Below are 18,688 nucleotides of genomic sequence, written 5' to 3'. Positions count from 1 at the left end.
TCTTTCGTGGATTTCGTGGATTTCGTGGCCAAAAAGTCTTTATCTTTTTGCTTTATCCGTGTTGTTCCGTGGATTCCGTGGCTAAAAAAATCAGTTACTGACAAGCCTCACAATCAGGCTCGTCAATCGAACACACCTGCGGCTGTGGCGCGGCAACCGGGGCGGTTTTCTCGGCACCGGTGGCACCCAGGGAGCGCAGGTAATAGGTGGTTTTGAGGCCCCGCTCCCAGGCCAGCTGGTACAGGTCATCAAGTTTGCGACCGTTGGGTTCGGCCATGTAGAGGTTGAGACTCTGGGCCTGGTCCAGCCATTTCTGGCGTCGCGCGGCGGCTTCCACCAGCCATCTCGCATCGATTTCGAAGGCAGTGGCGTAGCGAGCTTTCAGCTCCGCCGGGATGCGGTCGATCTGTTGCACGCTGCCGTCGAAATACTTGAGGTCGTTGACCATGACGTTGTCCCACAGGCCCTCGGCCTTCAGGTCCCGGACCAGTGAGGGGTTCACCACGGTGAACTCGCCGGAGAGGTTCGATTTGACGAACAGGTTCTGGTAGGTCGGTTCGATGGACTGGGAGACGCCGACAATGTTGGAGATGGTAGCCGTGGGGGCAATGGCCATGACGTTGCTGTTGCGCATGCCGTTGCGGGCAATGAGCTGACGCACCGGAGACCAGTCCAGCCGGGTTTCGGTGTTGACCGAGAAATCACCGTCGCGACGGTTCGCTCTCAGCAGGTCCAGGGAGTCGATGGGCAGGATGCCCTGGTCCCACAGGGAACCCTCGTAGCTTTCGTAGGCGCCCCGTTCGCCGGCTAATGTGGCGGAGGCACGGATGGCGAAGTAGCTGAGCTGCTCCATGGCCACGTCGGCGAACGCCACGGCTTCCGGGCTGGCATAGGGGACCCCCAGTTTGTAGAGGGCGTCCTGGAAGCCCATCAGTCCCAGCCCCACCGGGCGGTGTTTGAGGTTGGAGTTCTTCGCCTGGGGCACCGCGTAGTAGTTAATGTCGATGACGTTATCGAGCATGCGTACGGCGGTGGTGACGGTGCGCTCCAGCCGTTGTACGTCCAGCTCGCCATCCCGCACATGGGCCGCCAGGTTCACGGAACCCAGGTTGCACACGGCGATTTCGTCTTCGCTGGTGTTGAGGGTGATTTCGGTGCACAGGTTGGAGCTGTGCACGACTCCTTTATGCTGCTGGGGTGAACGCAGGTTGCAGGGGTCCTTGAAGGTGATCCAGGGATGGCCGGTTTCGAACAGGACGGTGAGCATCTTGCGCCAGAGCTGCTTGGCGGAGACCGTCTTGTACAGGGTGATTTCCCCCTGTTCCGCCAGTTTTTCGTAGTGCTCGTAGCGTTCCCGGAAGGCGTTGCCGTACAGGTCATGCAGATCGCTCACATCGCTGGGGGAGAACAGGGTCCAGTCGCCATCTTCTCGCATGCGTTCAATGAGCAGGTCCGGTACCCAGTTGGCGGTGTTCATATCGTGGGTGCGGCGGCGTTCGTCACCGGTGTTCTTGCGCAGCTCCAGGAATTCCTCGATATCCAGGTGCCAGCTTTCCAGGTAGGCGCAGACGGCGCCCTTGCGCTTGCCGCCCTGGTTCACCGCCACGGCGGTGTCGTTAACCACTTTCAGGAACGGCACCACGCCCTGGCTCTGACCGTTGGTGCCCTTGATGTGGGAGCCCAGCGCGCGCACCGGGGTCCAGTCGTTGCCCAGACCGCCAGCCCACTTGGAGAGCATGGCATTATCACGAATGGCGCCATAAATGCTTTCCAGGTCGTCCTGGACGGTGGTCAGGTAGCAGGAGGACAGCTGGGAATGGCGGGTACCGCTGTTGAACAGCGTGGGGGTACTGGCCATGTAGTCGAAGCTGGACAGTAGCTCATAGAATTCGATGGCGCGGGTGTTGGGGTCATCCTCCCGCAGGGCCAGGCCCATGGCGACACGCATAAAGAACACCTGGGGCAACTCCAGGCGGGCCTGGTTCCAGTGCAGGAAGTAGCGGTCGTACAGGGTCTGCAGGCCCAGGAACCCGAACTGCTGGTCCCGCTCGGGTTTCAGGGCAGCGCCCAGGCGTTCAAGATCAAAGGCAGCGAGGGCTTCGTCCAGCAGTTCGTAGCGGATGCCTTCATGAACAAACGCTGTCAGGGCCTGTGGGTAAACCTCCGCCAGCGAGAGCGTGGTGGGCAGGTTCAGTGCCCCGGCGGTTTCCAGGCGGAGCTGTTCCAGCAGCAAGCACGCGGTGACGGCGCTGTAGTCCGGTTCCTGTTCGATACGGCCACGGGCTGTCATGACCAGGGCAGAAAGTACCCCGGTTTCCTCGATACCGTCGTAGAGATTGCGCAGGGCGTCCTCCACCAGGGATTCACCGTCGATGCCTTCCAGGCCCTGTGCCGCCTGCTCTACCTGCAGCTTCATCAAACCCAGGTCCAGAGGTGCCGACGTGCCATCGGCCTTTTTCACCGTCAGATGCGGGTGTGCTTCCACCGGCTCGTCCAGCGCCCGCTGGCGGGCGTGCTCTTCCCGGTACAGCACATAGGCGCGGGCGACTTTCTGCTCTTCACCTCGCATCAGGGCCAGCTCCACCTGGTCCTGGATGTCCTCGATATGCACCTTGCCACCAGCCTTAAGGCGACGACTGATGGCCTGGACCACCTGCTCAGTCACGGCTTTGACGGCATGGTTGATATGGGCGGAACCGGCGGCCTGGTCACCCTCCACGGCGAGGAAGGCCTTGGTGACGGCGACGCTGATCTTGGAGGGGTCGAAACCCACCAGGGTGCCGTTGCGCTTGATGACCTGGAGGGATTCCGTAGTGGCTGGGGGTGCCTCGGCCAGGGCTGTGGACATGGGTGCTCTCCTTTACAACGCGTTGGGGGTTACTGGCTTCGCGTTGCAGGAGGGGCTGGTCAGCCACGGAATCCACGGAAGAACACGGAAAAAAGATGAAAAGATTTTTTAGCCACTAAACCCACGAAAGAACACGAAAAAACGATTACTGAACAGACAGGTCTGGTTTTTTCAATTTCGTGTTCTTTCGTGGATTTCGTGGCCCAATAACGTCTTGGTCTTTTGCTTTTTTCCGTGTTCTTCCGTGGATTCCGTGGCAAAAAACTGGAACCCGTCCGCTCGCCTTTAAAACGCGAAGGCACAGCACTCTGTCCTTGGCCGGTCTTCGGACTCAGGGGCGTGAACCTTTCGGTTCGGCCTTACGGACGACTTCCCGGCGTGTGCCAGTGTCATGGTGCCCGTTCGTTCCCCAATACCGCTGCGCGTCAGTTCCGGACTCTCACCGGATTCCCAATACCAGACTGATCATCAATTAATCACAATATCTGGTATTACGCCAAGAACATAAACACTATATACAGAGAAACCACCGACAACAACCATGCTGAGCGACAGAGGGATCAGGATCACACCAGCGAGGTTTCACCCGCCATTTCGATAAACGCCCGGGTGTGGCGGTCGTCGAGGTCTGCCGTTCGAACGCCCAGGTGGATGTGCTTGTGAATGCCCTGTTCACCCAACCTGACTGGCGTGATTGGCAGGCTCTCGGCGTATTCCTCCACGAGCCAAAGTGGCAGCGTGGCCACGCCCCGACCGGCGGCGACCATCTGCAGCATCATCTCGGTGGCTTCCAGTACCTTGTGCTTTTTGGGCAGGCAACTGGCAGGCAACAGGAATTGCTGGAAGATATCCAGGCGCTCAATAGCCACCGGGTAGGTATACAAGGTCTGGGCGGCCACCTGCTCCGGCGTTACCCGATCCCGCCCGGCAAGCTCGCTGTCACGGCTGACCACCAGCACCTGCTCGTAGGGGAAGACCGGTTCGAAGTGGATGCCTTCCCGAACGATAGGGTCCGGGGTCACCAGCAGGTCAATGTCATGATTGAACAGAGCCGCCATGCCACCGAACTGGAATTTCTGTGTGACGTCCACATCTACTCCCGGCCAGCGGGCCAGGAAGGGGTCCACCACCTTCAGCAGCCACTGATAGCAGGGGTGACACTCCATACCGATGTTCAGCGACCCCCGTTCGCCCCGGGCAAACTGCAACAGGCGCTCGTCCACCCGCTCCAACTGGGGCAGCAGGCGGTTGGCCTGTTGCAACAGGTAATCACCGGCCTGGGTGAGCTTGAGCCCCCGCCCCTCCTTCTGCCACAGGGGCGTACCCAGCAACTGCTCCAGACGGGTGATCTTGTGGCTGAGGGCCGACTGGGTCAGGTGCAGTGTCCTGGCGGCGGCGGTCAGGGACCCCTGGCGATCGATTTCCCTGAGGATTTTGAGGTGGCTTCGTTCGATCATGGCTATGCATGAATCCTTGTCATTAATTGGTGACATTTAACCATTTTTCGTCATGTTCGTCAGTGGTTATGCTCCCCTCTCTTATTGATCAACAGGAGCACCACCATGGCAAAGGCACACAACCTCGGGTTTCCCCGCATTGGCACCCGGCGGGAGCTGAAATTCGCACTGGAAGATTTCTGGAAGCAGAAAACGACGCCAGATGACCTGCTGACCACCGCCGGACAGCTGCGGCAGCAGAACTGGCAGACCCAGGCCGACCTGGATTTCACGCCGGTGGGGGATTTTTCCCTGTACGACCACGTACTGGACATGAGTTTCACCCTGGGCAACCTGCCGGAGCGGATACAGGGCCTGAAGGGCAGCGAGTTGGACCACTATTTCCGCGTGGCCCGGGGCCGGTCACCGGCGGACTGCGGTTGCGGCATTGCGGCCGGTGAGATGACCAAGTGGTTCGATACCAACTACCACTATATTGTCCCGGAAGTGTCCAAAGACACAGCGTTTTCCCTCAACAACCAGCGACTGGTGGACCAGATTGCCGAGGCGCGCAATGCTGGCGTTTCCCCCAAACCGGTGATCATCGGCCCGGTCACCTACCTGTGGCTGTGCAAGGCCCGGGACGGCGACGACCGTCTGCAACTGCTGGACCGCCTGCTACCGGTCTACGGCCAGTTGCTGGACCAGCTGGCGGACCTGGGTGTGGACTGGGTGCAGGTGGATGAGCCCGTCCTGGTCACCGAACTGGATGCCGACTGGAAAGGCGCCCTGGAAACCGCCTACCACACCCTGAAAAGCAGCCGCAGCAAACTGCTGCTGACCACCTATTTCGGTACCCTGGGGGAAAACCTGCAACAGGCCTGCAACCTGCCGGTAGCCGGGCTGCACATCGATGCGGTAAGGGGCAAACAGGACGTGCAAGCGGTGGTGGACTGGCTACCGCCCCACAAGGTGCTGTCCCTGGGGGTGATCGACGGACGCAATATCTGGAAGACGGACCTAATCAGCCTTCTGGAATGGCTGACGCCGGTCCATGACAAGCTCGGTGATCGCCTGTGGCTGGCGCCTTCCTGCTCGCTGCTCCACGTGCCAGTGGATTTGTCGCTGGAAACGGACCTGGACCCGGAGATCCGCAACTGGCTGGCCTTCGCTACCCAGAAGCTGGACGAACTCAGGGTACTCAAAACCGCTCTCAATGAGGGAACCGACGCTGTAGCAGAACCGCTGGCGGATAACGCACGGGCCATTGCCAGCCGGCGGGCATCAGGCCGGGTCAATAATCCGGACATCAGACAGCAGGTGCAGGCCATAACGCCGGAACTGGCCCAGCGCAAGAGCCCCTACTCCATCCGGGCGGACAAGCAGGCTGAACATCTGAAGTTGCCCCGCTACCCCACCACCACCATCGGCTCGTTCCCGCAGACCACGGATATCCGCAAATCGCGGCTGGCGTACCGCAAGCAGGAAATCAGCCGGGAACACTATGTCTCCACCATGAAGGCCGAGATCGAGCGGGCCGTCCGTGAACAGGAAAAGCTGGGCCTGGATGTGCTGGTCCATGGCGAGGCGGAACGTAATGACATGGTGGAGTATTTCGGTGAACAGCTGGAGGGCTATCTCTTCACCCGCTTCGGCTGGGTGCAATCCTACGGCTCCCGCTGTGTAAAGCCGCCGATTCTCTACGGCGATATCCAGCGCCCAGGCCCCATGACCGTGGAGTGGATTGCCTACGCGCGCTCCCTTACGGACAAGCCCCTCAAAGGCATGCTTACCGGCCCGGTCACCATCCTCAACTGGTCCTTTGTGCGGGACGACCAGCCCCGGCGGGACACCGCCTTCCAGCTGGCCCTCGCCATCCGCCAGGAAGTGCTGGACCTGGAGGCCGCCGGCGTCAACATCATTCAGATCGACGAGGCCGCCCTGCGGGAAGGTCTGCCCCTGCGCCGGTCACAATGGCAGGACTACCTGGACTGGGCTATCGATGCGTTCCGCATCACCGCCAACGGCGTGAAGGACACTACCCAGATCCACACCCATATGTGCTATTCGGAGTTCAACGACATTATTGAAGACATCGCCCGCATGGACGCGGACGTCATCACCATCGAAACCTCCCGCTCCGCCATGGAACTGCTGGATGTATTCGAGGAGTTCCGCTACCCGAACGAAATCGGCCCGGGAGTCTATGACATCCATTCACCGAACATTCCGTCCCGGGATCAGATTGTCAGCCTGATGAGCAAGGCAGCGGAACGGGTGCCGGCAGAACGCCTGTGGGTAAACCCGGACTGCGGCCTGAAAACCCGCCAGTGGGAAGAAGTCATACCGGCACTGGAGAATATGGTGGCGGCGGCGCGGGAGTTGCGGGAAACCGCCGGTTAACGCCTGCCCCCTCTGGTCAGGCGGCTGGAGCTGCAGGGGGGAGTCGAACCCCCGACCTACTGATTACGAATCAGTTGCTCTACCGCCTGAGCTACTACACATCCATTAACGGGTATATAGGCCAACCGCAGTAGCTTCAAGGTGTTCAGAACCGGCTCTCTTCCGGACAGTGGGCCTTGCTTGGCAGCTCATCCATGGAATCAACAAACAGCAGGTTGGCGTCGTTCATCTTCAGGCCGCTCCGCTCGAGTAACTCGATCGAAAGGGAACCGATATCGCCACGGTCAGTCCTGCCGTTGATGGTCAGACACATACCCTTGGGCATCGGCTTTTCCGAGTGAGAAAAAATCTCATCAAAGTACCAGGGATAGGCCAGCACCCCCTTCACATAGGGAAGATCGTCTGCATCCGCCTCCGCAATATCGGCATAGGCGCTAGCTGTAAAGTACGGCTCGAAATCCAGATAGAGTCCTTCTTTTTCGAGCCCTTGCTCAAATTCCAGGTATGACTGCCAGGCAGGTTCAGACGTGGTTGTTTCTGTGGCGCAGCCAGTTGCCAGCGATATTGACGCAATCAGAGTGAGAGGTAGCAGTAACCGAGCCCTCATTGGAGCGCCTCCTGCAGCTGTTTATCTCTGGCTGCACCCGCACCTTTCAAGGCTCTCGCCGCTCGGCAAAGGAGGCCTGAGCATGAGGTTATGAGCTTCTCTACGTCTATTCGTCCACGAGTGCTCGCACTAGTGTCCCGTTTGGTTAATTCGCTGATCTACTGCGTGACGCTGGGGCCTCTGGCCAAGGCGCCAGTCCGAAGGTGTGGTGGTTCCACATCAAGGGCTGGCAACACCGGCCAGAGGCCCCAGCGTCGCGCCCTTCGGGAGCCACTGAGAGCCTTGATAGCCGCGTTGCGCTGACTCGATTTGGAACCACCAAACCTTCGCCACCGCGCCTAGCTCTCAAGGCTCTCAGTGGCTCAGTAGATCAGCGAATTAACCAAACGGGACACTAGCCGCTCTCAAAAAGCGGAAATTGGCAGTAACTTCGATCATGCCCTCGTCGTCGACACGCATTGATACATCCGCTACCCGGAGTTGCATGCCAAGGTCCTGCAGAGTCTCAAAGACACTAAAGGTCAACCTGCCTGCATTTCCGCTTATCTAGGCTTTCCCGTGCTGATCCACCGCGACAGTCACCGGGCCTTTAGATTTCAGCAGCCTGGAAGTGACTTCGCCATCGGTGTTGTAGGCAACTTCAAGAAAACGGGTTACGGCCAGTCGAACCTCGGACTGAGTATGGTAGAACGCCATGGTGACCTCCTTGTGGTCTGGGGAACTTCCCTGAGTTTGTGTTCTTTGCGAAGCATGGGCCTGAAAGCATCTTCTGGCCTAAATTATCCTATGTAGGATCGGAATAAAGTTGGTAACAAAATGCCTTCCCAAGCTCAATTTTACAGTAATTAATCAACCATAAAGATAAATAAAGTTGGTAACTTTCGAAGGATCCAGAGCAAAACCCCTCGAAAATCATGGTAATAAAGTTGGTAACTTATCATTGGCAAGCTCCCAGTAAACGATCTGAGCTTCCCCCAATGAGGCCCTAAAAGGGTACAAACTGTCGCAAAGCGGAACCGGCTAACCTTGGAGAATCAGCTGAAAAGCCAGTCGGCGTAACGCTATGTGGTTAAGCTCTTATTCATGAAGCCATGGCGCATAACTCAGGCCAACCAACACACCCTCAGGGCTCATAAACCTTGCGACTGTTTGCCCCCAGGGTTCAGTCCGGGTTTCATGAACGAATTCCTGACCCCTTTCCTTCATTTCTTTCAATGCCGCGTCCACTGCAGCCGCGTCCGCCAACTCAAATTCAATTGTAGCTGTCGGCTCAGGAACATGGTCAGGCCATTCCTCCTGCCCAAAACAAGACTGGGCCGCCATAGAGAGGGGTCATACCCCGAAATGATGCGCTCCGGGGAACCTATCCATGAAACGATAATCGTCCATCTTTTCTAGCGGCAAGCCTCGCGCACCCTCATACAAAGACGCACTCGCCGCAGAATCTTTAGTAATTGACGCAAACCCCGCAATACACTTAACTTCCATTCATTCCCCCGCCACTGATGGAGCTGGCTCATATCTGCGTTAGTATGATTTGACTCGTTAGCCGCGTATCACTGTGAGCCCATTAGCCCTTGTTCAAATGCTGCCTGATTTTCCTGGGCAATTTCATTTTTTTGTCGAGCCATCGCAACACAAATCGGGATCCATTTGGCGCATGTGGACCGGTGAGAATGTCCAGGGTTGTGACAGAGCCAGATATGCGCAGATTGAAATCTTTATTGGGAACTTCCGCAAGATCCACGTGCACAGGAGCAAACCATGGGTTGTACAAGTTGAATCCCTCGACAAGATCCTGATCAAACTTTCTGAGAGTTTCTTCTATCGGGGGCACGCCGATCCGCTGCCGCAAGCCAAAAACAAAGCTATCAAGCGAAAACAAATAGCCTGAGTTGAAGTTAACTCCAAACGAGTTATAGCGGTTGTCGGGACTTCCCTGCATTTCAATGCCATTGATAAATTCAGCTACAGATAACCCTTCAATGGACTCAGAGACGTTTTGGTGAATCTTAATTGCTGAATGGAAACTCGTGTCAACGGTTAAGAGCTCAGCATCTACTGAGCACGCTTCAGAGTATAAATCGGCAATCGGATGACCTCTGAAGCGATTAACCGAAGCACCCCTCATTAAAAGAAAAGCTTTGAGGTATTTTTCAAGCGCTTGACACGCAGCCCAAAAAAAAGCGCGATGCAGTCCTTTTTTTGCCAGTAACCGAGCAGTCACATAGTCTTCATCTGCAGGTTTAACAAAAGAATCGCTGATTACTTGTACAATGTATCGTTCGATATTGGCTTGCTCATAGCCAGGTAGTTTGTCGAAGTGCTCAAGCTCATCTCCACACTTGAAACTGTATATGTAGCTCAATCTTCTTTCGCTCATTCAGCTTCTAACCTCGAACAGGCGCAAAAAGTGTTCCGGCGAGCGCGACGCAGCAAAACGGAGACGAAGGCGACCAAGTGCCGCGCTTGGTTAACTGGCGTGCTGGCTGTTGGCACGTCGCTTCCGTTCCTGCTCAGTCATTTGTCCTAAACGCTCCTCCAGGGAATCAAGTCCAAGTTGCGCACGGCGCTCATTAACCGAGGCGGGATCCTTGATGGGAAACGGTGTTGGCCACCCGTTTTCATCAACATCAAACTGGGTGCCGTAATATTGTGGCTCGCCGGCTAACGTCCGCACCCGATCCTGAAGAAACGCCAAATGCCAACCCTCGGCGTCGTCTTTCGCAACGGCTTCCTCCAGCAAGTGAACGCATTCCGCCATGAACCCGGCCTCGGACACCGAATGCTGAGCCACCAGCCAGGCGGCTTTGGAGGCTTCCTCTCCGACCAAGGAAATACCAGGCCAGCAGTGAGCCCTGATGATTTCCTTCAGGCGGGAGGCGTTGCGCTGGTGCAGTGCTTTCAGTCGGGGATGGTAGGAATCCGACGGTAACTGGGGTCACCTCACGAAACGGAAAAAATCGTACGCTAAGCCTCTCGCGGTGTTCGTAGTGGCCGGAACCGGCCCCGCGCAACGCGTTTATCCTGCTGCCAGACGTAATCGCCGGTGAGATTGATGTGTTCCCAGCCCAGCGGCGACAGGTGCGGTAACAGATCTTCATCCACGGGCTGCCCGGAATCGGTCAGTGACTGGATCGCACGCTCCATATAGACGGTATTCCAGAGAATGATGGCGTTGACCACGAGATTCAGGCCGCTGGCGCGGTAGCGCTGGTTTTCGTAACTGCGATCGCGAACTTCGCCCAGACGGTTCAAGAATACGGCTCGGGCCAACGCATTCTTGGCCTCGCCCTTGTTCAGCCCCACCTGGACGCGGCGACGTAAATCGACGTTCTGCAGCCAGTCGAGCGTAAATAGCGTGCGTTCGATGCGGCCGAGTTCACGCAACGCGATAGCCAGGCCATTCTGGCGCGGATAGCTGCCAAGCTTGCGCAGCATCAACGAGGCGGTGACGGTGCCCTGCTTGATCGAAGCCGCCAGCCGTAGAATTTCATCCCAGTGCGACCGGATGTGCCGGATATTGATACGGCCGCCGATCATGCCCGAGAGTGTTGGGTAGGGACTCGCGTCTCCGGGGATATAGAGTCGCCGGTCGGCCAGATCGCGGATACGCGGCGCGAAGCGGTAGCCCAGCAATTGCATTAGCGCGAATACGTGGTCGGTAAAGCCGGCCGTGTCGGTGTAGTGTTCCGCGATGCGCAGATCCGACTCGTGGTAGAGCAGCCCGTCCAGAACATGCGTGGCGTCACGCACCGTGGCGTTGATAACCTGGGTGTGGAACGGCGCATACTGATCGGAAATGTGCGTATAGAACTGGATGCCCGGTTCTTGGCCGTACTTCAGGTTCACATGACCGGCAAACTGGCCCTGCCCACCGGCCTTGAAGTTCTGGCCGTCGGATGAAGACGTGGTGCCGTCACCCCAGTAGGCCGCGAACGGCTGATGATACTGAGCGTTGGTCAACTCGGCCAACGCCGCCGCATAGGTCTCGTCGCGGATATGCCATGCCTGAAGCCACGCCAGCTTGGCATAGCTGGCATCGGGGCAGGACTCGGCCATCTTGGTCAAGCCCAGGTTGATCGCATCCGCCAGGATCGTGGTCAGCAACAGTTGCCGATCTCCAGCGGCCGCGCCGTTTTTGAGGTGGGTGAAATGCTGCGTGAAGCCGGTCCAGTCGTCGACTTCCAGCAAGAGTTCGGTGATCTTGAGATGAGGCAGCCGACTGTAGGCCTGTTCCATCAACGCTTCAGCGCCCTCGGGCACCGTGTTATGCAAGGGTGTGATCTTGAGCCGGCCGGCGGGCGTGAAACCGGCGTCCGGAAGCGTGTCGGCCGCGGCCAAATGCTCGACGGTAGCCATCTCGTGTTCCAGTTCGGCCAGCCGAGATTCGAGGTAGGATTCGCAATCGATCGCCACCGCCAAGCCCAAATGATGCTCGCCACGCAACTCAGTGAAGCGCGCCGGCGGCAGTAGGTAGGCCTCGAAATCTTTGAACTGACGCGAATCCTGCACCCAGATATCGCCCGAGCGCAGGGCGTTCTTGAGTTCCGAGAGTACGCACAGCTCATAGAAGCGGCGATCCAGCCCGTCCCGCGTGAACACGAGACTTGCCCAACGCTTACGGACAAAAACCGGTCGGGGCATCATCCGGAACTTTTCTCGCTTGGCGGTCATTCATTGCTCGCAGTACGTCGACCGCCGCCAGAAGCTCACGCGCCGCCGGCGCGGCCTTGAGTTTCAGCGTATTCAGCAACGTCGGCGTATAGCGTCGAAGTCCGTTAAACCGACTACCGAGCAACGCGAGATAATCGAAATTTTCCGATTGCGACAGTTGTTCGGCTTCGGCGATGCTTTCACTGAATGCCGTCCAGGGCAGGATCGACTCGATCGCCGTGAAGGGATTGGCTCCGGTTTCCTTGGCTTCCAGCAAGGCGCGGCCGATCCGCGAGTACAGCCGTACTTTGTCATTGATAGCTTTGCCCGAGCGCTGGAAGCGTTCGGCGTGAGTCCGCTTGGCCTTGCTGAAGAGCGATCCCATGTAGCGGTCGTGCAGATCAATGGTCTCGTCGATCAGGGTGGCTCGTGCATCGAGGAGAGTCGCCGTCAGTGTCGCGGAGCGGCGCGTCGCTTCCAGATCACGCAAATGCTGGGCCGTCATCTGGCCGCCTTCGCGGGCCAGCTTCAACAGGCGATTCTGGTGGACGGTATATTCCAATCCGGCCGGCAAGGCGAGTTCCTGAACAGTCTGCAAACGTTCGAGGTGCACCAGAATATGCTTCGGCCGTGGCGGCCCGGACGATTGGCGCAGCCAGGCTAACGTGCTTTGCGTGGTTTCGTGCCGAATTGACAACAACCGCTCAAATGCCTGCCGATGTGCTTCGGTTAAAGGAGCCGTCAAAGCCTCGTAAATCAGGCGGGTGCCACGCGTCAACGCCTCGCTGCAAACGCGTTCTAGCACGGCCACTGATGGGATGATGACGCCGTGTTGCCGCAACCGTTCGACCAGAGCCTCGGCGAGTACCAAGCCCCGATCCGTTTGCTGGGCCAACTCGGTGATCGGCTCCATGAACCGCTGATAATCCGCGCCGCTGAACGGAGACAGCCCCAGCCAGGCCTGTAATTCCATCAAGTGTTCACGGCGGGTTTCTTGCCGCTGGGCGTACTGCGGCCAGATATCGGCCTCGACGGTCAACTGTTGACTGACGAAGGCCAATAGCCGCGTGGGCGGTTCTGTTTCGGCCGGTAGCGCAATGCCCGGATACCGCAAATAGCATAGCTGCACGGCAAAGCCCAGCCGGTTATGGTCGCCGCGGCGTTGGCCGATCACGGCCAAATCTGCTTCAGATAGCGTGTAGTGGCGAATCAGAGCGTCGTCTGTCTCGGGCAGCGCAAGCAGATGGCCCCGCTCGGCAGCGGTCAACAGTCGACGCCGGGGCACGGTCAGGCGTCCGCTTTGAGGTATTGGTACACCGTCTCGCGGCTGATACTAAAATAGCGGGCCAATTTTGCTTTTGGCTCGCCGCCAGCCACGCGTTGTCGCAGCTCGGCGGCTTGATCCGGCGAGAGTGCTTTCTTGCGGCCCTTGTACTTGCCTTGTTTTTTGGCCAGTGCGATGCCTTCGAGCTGGCGTTCGCGGATCAGGGAACGCTCGAATTCGGCGAACGCGCCCATAATCGACAGCATGAGATTGGCCATCGGCGTCGCTTCTCCGGTGAAGGTCAGGTGCTCCTTACGGAACTCGACCGCTATACCCCGTGCAGTGAATGTCTTGACCAAGCGCCGCAGGTCGTCGAGGTTGCGGGCCAGGCGATCCATGCTGTGTACGACCACGGTATCGCCTTCCCGGACAAACGCGATAAGTCGATCGAGTTCAGGGCGGTGGGTGTCCTTGCCAGAAACATAATCCGTGAAGGTTCGCACCACGTCTGCCCCCTCAAGCTGGCGTCCGGGGTTCTGGTCAATGCTACTGACCCGGTTGTAACCGATACGGTGGCCTTCCATTCTGTCTCTCGAAATCACGTGTCAGAAAAGACTCTATGACCCGCAGGCACATGTGTCAATAAATTCGTGATAGTATGCTATCCTGACGTCTCCGAGATTAACGGCCTGACGTCCGGGTAGGGTGTACTTTAATCAGACACAACTCAAGAAAGTGGAGAGGCGATGTGACGGAGATTGGTTGCTACGCGCAGAATAACGATTCCTTGCTGCCGGTGGCGGCTACGATCTCGGCCGTTGTCGAGGGCGGGGCCGTTTTGCTAGTCCGGCGGCTCAATCCGCCGGATGCCGGCCGCTGGGGCTTTCCGGGTGGTAAGATCGAATCCGGCGAGCCGATCCACCAGGCTGCTGTGCGCGAACTCTACGAGGAAACGGGTCTGCGGGCGACCGCAGAGCGCATCTTCACGGCGGTCGACGTTCTCGACCGTGATCCGCGTGCGGTGCTGCGCCATCATTTCATCCTGATCGCGGTGCTGTGTCGCGATCCCACCGGGGTACTCACACCGGGGAGCGACGCGGGTGACGCGCGGTGGTTCCAGCTTGACGAGATTGAAGATGCCGCCTTGGCGACAAGCTTTCAGGTCGCCGAAGTAGCGCGCGAAGCCGTGGCGCTGGCGTCAACCCAGAGAGGCGGCGAAGCATCATGATCGCAAATGTCCTCAGCATCGCCGGCACCGATCCGTCCGGCGGGGCCGGTATTCAAGCTGACCTAAAGACCTTCTCCGCACTCGGGGCTTACGGGATGAGCGTTATAACGGCCGTGGTGGCTCAGAACACGCGGGGGGTCCGATCATTTCAGGCGCTCGATGCCGGTTTCGTCGGCGAGCAAATCGACGCGGTGCTGGACGATGTGCGCGTTGACGCCATCAAGATCGGCATGGTCGCCAACGCAGAGATCGCGCAGGCGATTGTTCAACGGATCGATTCCTACGAGCTGCGCAACATCGTTGTCGATCCAGTGATGGCGGCTAAGAGTGGCGACCCGCTGCTAGCCACAAATGCCATTGCAGCCGTGCGCGACGAGTTGGTGCCCCGCGCTACCGTAATTACTCCGAACCTGCCCGAAGCTGGCCTGCTGCTGGACCGCTCGCCCGCGCGTTCGCTCGAGGCGATGGACGACTGCGCGGCTGAGCTCCACCGCCTTGGCCCAGCCTGGGTGCTGTTGACGGGGGGACATCTGGATAGCGCGGAGAGCGTAGACATTCTCTACGACGGTGACATGCCGCAGCACGTCAGCGCCCCACGCATCGACACGAAAAACGATCACGGCACCGGTTGTACGCTTTCCTCTGCGATTGCCGCACTCTTACCCCACAATTCGGTTCCGGATGCGGTGGCCGCCGCGAAGCGCTACCTTTCTAACGCGCTAGCGGCTTCACAGCAACTCCAAGTCGGGGGTGGCCACGGTCCGGTGCACCACTTCTACGCCCAGTGGTAGTGTTTTCCGGCCGCTACGGACGCCGCGCGAGGTTTAGCGTACGATTTTTTCCGTTTCGTGAGTTGACCCCTAACTCGCCGGAATCGAAGAGTCGCTGTAACAATCGCTGGTCTTCTATCAGCATCATGACCAGCTCATCCGCAAGACTCTGATTCATGGGCTCCCTCCCAGTTGATGCCACAAATAAGCGCCGCCCCGGCAGGGGCATCCGGTGGCAGGCCTTCATGCCGGAAACTCGATTGATTTGTTAAATGTCGTCTCGCCACTCTCTATGCTTACAGGCCCTATCGTACTCAAGCCATGGCACGTCGTGCGACACCCAAATATGAGCCTCTGGTTTTAAACCGGGATCATAGTCCAGAGTAGCTACCCGAACAATGACGTGGGGTTGCGCAGGCCTTTCAGCCACCAAATGGGAACCACAGCGTTTGCAAAAATGGCGCAATTTTCCAGGGGATGATTCGAACGTAGAAATAGAACGCTTACCTCTGAGCCAACGGAAATTCTCGCGCTTTACTCCCGCAGTGGAGGCGAACGGTGCAGCATGGGCTTTACGACAAGTCTGACAATGGCAATGCACGATTGGCATATCCACTGAGTCGATTTCGTAACTTATCTCGCCACACAAACAGCTTCCCTTCAACCCCATGAGAGATCTCACTCTGTAAATTTAAAACTTAGCTTTGGAAAGTGCCGAAGTGGCCCGTAGGGTCGTCCGACAACAGCCAATGGTTATGCCGATTTTGCCACCAACATCTCAGTAGCGCCCTTTTGAAAACGATAGCTAACAGGCTGCAACGAGACAGCGATTCCGTCAGCGGATAGTCCCGCCATGACCGAATCAAGGTGCTTTGAGGTTTTTCCGTCCAGCGAGACAACTGGAAAGACGCGAACCTCAGAGGCAACTCTGCATAACTCCCGCATTGATGCCAGATGGGCCGCCCGATCTAAATGATCACTGTAAAGGAAAAGAAAGTGAGAGCAGAGTGCCAGATCAAACTTGGAGTCAGAGAATGGCAGCATAGGCAATGACGCCGACACATACCGTCCTTGTTGGTAACCAGCATCAAAATCGGACAGGAACCGCGACATAGCTTTCATCCGAACCTCGCCAAGACGCTCAACGCTATTGAATGAGTCCCAAACATAACTGTCTGCGGCCTGTTGCATCTTGGCCATGATTTCTGGGTACACCTCGCCAATTCGGTGACGCACTTCATCAACCTTGAGTTGATATACCGGATCACATGAGATGACTTGGCATCCTACCTCTGTCGCCTCAGCATTGAAGCTGGCCGGGCCATCGCCGCAACCCAGAATTTTCTTGTTCAGGTCATCATTCGATAGCTCAAACATCGCCTGATATTCCTTTAGCGATCGCCCCCACGGAACCACATTAGCTAAATACAAAACAAGCTCTCCTTAGTCTGTTGAACGACACACAGTGGCGACGACGGAGCCGCGTAAAGGGCATCTGGCGGCCACCGGCCTGAGCCTTTTTATCGGTCATTACCATGCTGTAAAACTTAGAAAGCCTCTCCGCTGAGTAACCTCATTATACTGCAAACGGTTTTGTGGTTTGACGGCAGGTGAAGTGCGCAACCTCGAATAGTCGCTCCATGTGTAATAATGTCGTCAACGGAATGCTAATCAAATGGTCACGACCGTCACTCAGTTCGTTTAACATTAAAGCATTTCAAGATGGAGATTCTATGCCGATGATGCCAAGAATTTTATTGCCGTTTTTTCTAACCGGCCTTTCTGTACTTCCCGACTTCACGCTGGCCGAAAATGGCACTCCTGAGGCCTACATTGGCAGCAAGCATTTGGTTTTGGAAATCCGGCACTGCGAATGCGAAGCCGTCGAGCCGAATGGTCATCCGTCCGTATTGCTGTCAGATTTTTTGCAGGAGTCGAGTGTTGTGAAAACGGCTGTGTTTGCTGAAGATAACGGCTTCGTCGCGTCCGATTACATCACCATAGGATATGAATTCAGCCCAATCAAAGACTCAGCCAACACGTTCTCGTTCAACTATACGGGTACACATACGACAAGCAGCGGACAAAGCTCGGGAAGCGGGCAGTTATTGCTGGAAAAAGACAAGTGGGTCCATTTGTTTGGCTCGCACCACGAAAGCACATCAGGAGCACGCCACGCCAATGTTGCAGTAAGGCTGGTGGAATTCGAAGGTTCCTGAGGGCCGATTTTCACAATTCCAATCATAGGTGCACACGGTGTATGTGTTTCAAACGAAAAGACTAATCGTAACGCAGCTATCCCATCAAGATATTCCCGCACTCACTGAAATACTGAGTGACCCTGAGGTCATGAGGTATTCCGTTCGAGGGGTTTGTGATGAAGAAGCTACCCGCAAATTTATAGGCTGGTGCCAGGACTGTTACGCATCCCATGGTATGGGTCCATGGGCATTAACTGAGAAGAGGTCGGGAAAACTTGTTGGTTTCTGTGGTATTGGGCCCGAGCTAGTCGGAGAGGTTGAGGAGATCAACCTCGGTTATCGATTAGCGAGGCGATACTGGAATCAAGGGCTTGCAACCGAAGCGGTTCAGGGCGTGCTGCGGTATGCCTTCGATCAAAAACAGTGTGAGTCAGTAGTGGTCATTATAGAGCCAGACCATGCGGCCTCAGTTCGAGTAACTGAGAAGGCTGGATTCTCCTGCTACACCATGCAAGAGTTTCATAAGAAGAGGGTGCGGCTGTATCGAATGACAAATGAAGACTGGCGCCTTCGTCTCCACGATGAATTAGCCGTAGTCAGGAATCAATGACCCAATCCCGGTAGAGCTCAGGGGTAATTTCTTCAATCAACACTGGCTCTACAGAGACTCGCGAAACCCACTGATGAGCATCTATTTGCTCAAAGGGTTCAGATCGCAACGTATAGATATACCCCTTCTCATGCCAACTTACTTCAGTATCCCTCAGCATTATCCGGGGTGGACGTTGCGAGGTGTCGACCGAGAAAACTGCACGAGGGCTCAGGGGGTAATATGTGATTGCAAACGGAACAGCTAAATCCCGCTCTGAGACAGCATAAATACCGTACTCGTTGTCAGCCTCACCATGTCCAATACCCTGAGCTGGCTCTAGCCGAACGGTTTTTTTTCGACTGCCGTGATAGAGGTATTCAGGCTTGCCCAGGTTCGGCTCACTCCCTTTGTTTCGCACTTGTTCACACACCACCCCTTGCCCCTCCCGACAATCTAAGTTGGTTGCTTCTTAATCCCAAAGCAATGCTCCTCTGCGGGAAATTCGCCGGCTCTGACCTCTCTTTCATACAGCGCAAACACATCCTTGATTTGGGCGCTCAGATCGACGTACTTTTTGGCAAATTTCGGCGTGTAGTCAGAGAACAAGCCTAGGAGTCTGCGCGGCAGGAGACACCTTCTGGCATAATGCGTAAAAATTCTTCATCACCGGAGAATCTGATGGG

Annotated in this window: 17 protein-coding genes, 1 pseudogene and 1 riboswitch; of the genes and pseudogenes, 5 read left to right on the top strand and 13 right to left on the bottom strand. The window is 56.9% G+C overall.

The genetic code is table 11. The features are described from left to right. Positions 1–94: 94 nt before the first annotated feature. Together MLC59_RS12910 and MLC59_RS12905 are read right to left on the bottom strand one after the other, a co-directional pair. Entirely contained in the window at positions 95–2,848 is a 2,754-nt protein-coding gene (locus tag MLC59_RS12910; protein WP_248234721.1) for a ribonucleoside-diphosphate reductase subunit alpha, read from the bottom strand. Between the two features lie 299 nt (positions 2,849–3,147). Beyond that, positions 3,148–3,364, bottom strand: a riboswitch (cobalamin riboswitch). 50 nt (positions 3,365–3,414) lie between these two features. After that, positions 3,415–4,305 (bottom strand): LysR family transcriptional regulator, encoded by an 891-nt coding sequence (locus MLC59_RS12905; protein ID WP_248234719.1) that lies wholly within the window; start codon positions 4,303–4,305, stop codon positions 3,415–3,417. Between the two features lie 105 nt (positions 4,306–4,410). Between MLC59_RS12905 and metE the strand changes: the two genes are divergently transcribed. Beyond that, entirely contained in the window at positions 4,411–6,687 is a 2,277-nt protein-coding gene (metE, locus tag MLC59_RS12900) for a 5-methyltetrahydropteroyltriglutamate--homocysteine S-methyltransferase (protein WP_248234718.1), read from the top strand. A 145-nt stretch (positions 6,688–6,832) separates the two neighbouring features. Here metE and MLC59_RS12895 read toward each other — a convergent pair whose 3' ends face one another. The 7 genes and pseudogenes from MLC59_RS12895 to MLC59_RS12870 all read right to left on the bottom strand — a co-directional run bounded on the left by MLC59_RS12895 (position 6,833) and on the right by MLC59_RS12870 (position 13,798). Beyond that, entirely contained in the window at positions 6,833–7,294 is a 462-nt protein-coding gene (locus tag MLC59_RS12895) for a hypothetical protein (RefSeq protein WP_248234717.1), read from the bottom strand. Positions 7,295–7,840: 546 nt separating this feature from the next. Further along, positions 7,841–7,990 carry a hypothetical protein gene (locus MLC59_RS12890; protein ID WP_248234716.1) on the bottom strand — a complete coding sequence of 50 codons (150 nt, stop codon included), beginning with the start codon at positions 7,988–7,990 and terminating at the stop codon, positions 7,841–7,843. 381 nt (positions 7,991–8,371) lie between these two features. Next, positions 8,372–8,617: a VOC family protein gene (locus MLC59_RS20030; RefSeq protein ID WP_023008422.1), complete on the bottom strand. Its 246-nt coding sequence runs from the start codon at positions 8,615–8,617 to the stop codon at positions 8,372–8,374. Between the two features lie 247 nt (positions 8,618–8,864). After that, positions 8,865–9,677, bottom strand: coding sequence for a HEPN domain-containing protein (locus MLC59_RS12885; RefSeq protein ID WP_248234715.1), 813 nt, complete (start codon positions 9,675–9,677; stop codon positions 8,865–8,867). A 90-nt stretch (positions 9,678–9,767) separates the two neighbouring features. Next, a complete protein-coding gene (locus MLC59_RS12880; protein ID WP_345799778.1) occupies positions 9,768–10,193 on the bottom strand; it encodes a DUF6624 domain-containing protein in 426 nt (141 codons plus the stop codon). 71 nt (positions 10,194–10,264) lie between these two features. After that, positions 10,265–13,235 (bottom strand): annotated as a pseudogene (locus MLC59_RS12875) (Tn3 family transposase). Positions 13,236–13,237: 2 nt separating this feature from the next. After that, on the bottom strand, positions 13,238–13,798 hold the full coding sequence (locus MLC59_RS12870) for a recombinase family protein (protein ID WP_248234713.1): 561 nt from the start codon (positions 13,796–13,798) through the stop codon (positions 13,238–13,240). A 164-nt stretch (positions 13,799–13,962) separates the two neighbouring features. On the opposite strand from MLC59_RS12870, the gene MLC59_RS12865 reads away from it, so the two are divergent. Beyond that, the gene (locus MLC59_RS12865) at positions 13,963–14,442 is read left to right on the top strand and encodes an NUDIX hydrolase (RefSeq protein WP_248234712.1); all 480 of its coding nucleotides are present in this window, start codon (positions 13,963–13,965) and stop codon (positions 14,440–14,442) included. After that, entirely contained in the window at positions 14,439–15,233 is a 795-nt protein-coding gene (gene thiD, locus MLC59_RS12860; protein ID WP_248234711.1) for a bifunctional hydroxymethylpyrimidine kinase/phosphomethylpyrimidine kinase, read from the top strand. Before MLC59_RS12865 ends, thiD begins: the two co-directional genes overlap by 4 nt. A gap of 13 nt (positions 15,234–15,246) precedes the next feature. Here the strand turns inward: thiD and MLC59_RS12855 are convergent, their stop codons facing one another. The 3 genes from MLC59_RS12855 to MLC59_RS12845 form a co-directional block, all read right to left on the bottom strand. Continuing rightward, on the bottom strand, positions 15,247–15,390 hold the full coding sequence (locus MLC59_RS12855) for a hypothetical protein (protein ID WP_248234710.1): 144 nt from the start codon (positions 15,388–15,390) through the stop codon (positions 15,247–15,249). Positions 15,391–15,480: 90 nt separating this feature from the next. Beyond that, entirely contained in the window at positions 15,481–15,882 is a 402-nt protein-coding gene (locus MLC59_RS12850) for a GFA family protein (protein WP_248234708.1), read from the bottom strand. A gap of 83 nt (positions 15,883–15,965) precedes the next feature. Then, positions 15,966–16,643, bottom strand: coding sequence for a class I SAM-dependent methyltransferase (locus tag MLC59_RS12845; protein ID WP_248234707.1), 678 nt, complete (start codon positions 16,641–16,643; stop codon positions 15,966–15,968). 302 nt (positions 16,644–16,945) lie between these two features. Between MLC59_RS12845 and MLC59_RS12840 the strand changes: the two genes are divergently transcribed. Further along, entirely contained in the window at positions 16,946–17,431 is a 486-nt protein-coding gene (locus tag MLC59_RS12840; protein ID WP_248234706.1) for a hypothetical protein, read from the top strand. Between the two features lie 28 nt (positions 17,432–17,459). Further along, positions 17,460–18,023 (top strand): GNAT family N-acetyltransferase, encoded by a 564-nt coding sequence (locus MLC59_RS12835; RefSeq protein ID WP_345799777.1) that lies wholly within the window; start codon positions 17,460–17,462, stop codon positions 18,021–18,023. Between the two features lie 435 nt (positions 18,024–18,458). On the opposite strand, the gene MLC59_RS20155 is transcribed toward MLC59_RS12835, so the two are convergent. After that, the gene (locus MLC59_RS20155; protein WP_427901727.1) at positions 18,459–18,632 is read right to left on the bottom strand and encodes a 3-methyl-2-oxobutanoate hydroxymethyltransferase; all 174 of its coding nucleotides are present in this window, start codon (positions 18,630–18,632) and stop codon (positions 18,459–18,461) included. Positions 18,633–18,688 lie beyond the last annotated feature (56 nt).

Source organism: Marinobacter bryozoorum (genome assembly GCF_023156245.1).
Lineage (GTDB): Bacteria > Pseudomonadota > Gammaproteobacteria > Pseudomonadales > Oleiphilaceae > Marinobacter > Marinobacter bryozoorum.
This window is presented reverse-complemented; position numbering and strand designations above follow the sequence as displayed.

What these genes read in the sequence shown, in the direction of transcription:
- MLC59_RS12905 (WP_248234719.1), bottom strand. Translation starts at nt 4,305, where the DNA reads ATGATCGAACGAAGCCACCTCAAAATCCTCAGGGAAATCGATCGCCAG.
- MLC59_RS20030 (WP_023008422.1), bottom strand. Translation starts at nt 8,617, where the DNA reads ATGGCGGCCCAGTCTTGTTTTGGGCAGGAGGAATGGCCTGACCATGTT.
- MLC59_RS12840 (WP_248234706.1), top strand. Translation starts at nt 16,946, where the DNA reads ATGCCGATGATGCCAAGAATTTTATTGCCGTTTTTTCTAACCGGCCTT.
- MLC59_RS12895 (WP_248234717.1), bottom strand. Translation starts at nt 7,294, where the DNA reads ATGAGGGCTCGGTTACTGCTACCTCTCACTCTGATTGCGTCAATATCG.
- MLC59_RS12885 (WP_248234715.1), bottom strand. Translation starts at nt 9,677, where the DNA reads ATGAGCGAAAGAAGATTGAGCTACATATACAGTTTCAAGTGTGGAGAT.
- metE (WP_248234718.1), top strand. Translation starts at nt 4,411, where the DNA reads ATGGCAAAGGCACACAACCTCGGGTTTCCCCGCATTGGCACCCGGCGG.
- thiD (WP_248234711.1), top strand. Translation starts at nt 14,439, where the DNA reads ATGATCGCAAATGTCCTCAGCATCGCCGGCACCGATCCGTCCGGCGGG.
- MLC59_RS12850 (WP_248234708.1), bottom strand. Translation starts at nt 15,882, where the DNA reads ATGGGGTTGAAGGGAAGCTGTTTGTGTGGCGAGATAAGTTACGAAATC.
- MLC59_RS12890 (WP_248234716.1), bottom strand. Translation starts at nt 7,990, where the DNA reads ATGGCGTTCTACCATACTCAGTCCGAGGTTCGACTGGCCGTAACCCGT.
- MLC59_RS12870 (WP_248234713.1), bottom strand. Translation starts at nt 13,798, where the DNA reads ATGGAAGGCCACCGTATCGGTTACAACCGGGTCAGTAGCATTGACCAG.
- MLC59_RS12855 (WP_248234710.1), bottom strand. Translation starts at nt 15,390, where the DNA reads ATGAATCAGAGTCTTGCGGATGAGCTGGTCATGATGCTGATAGAAGAC.
- MLC59_RS12910 (WP_248234721.1), bottom strand. Translation starts at nt 2,848, where the DNA reads ATGTCCACAGCCCTGGCCGAGGCACCCCCAGCCACTACGGAATCCCTC.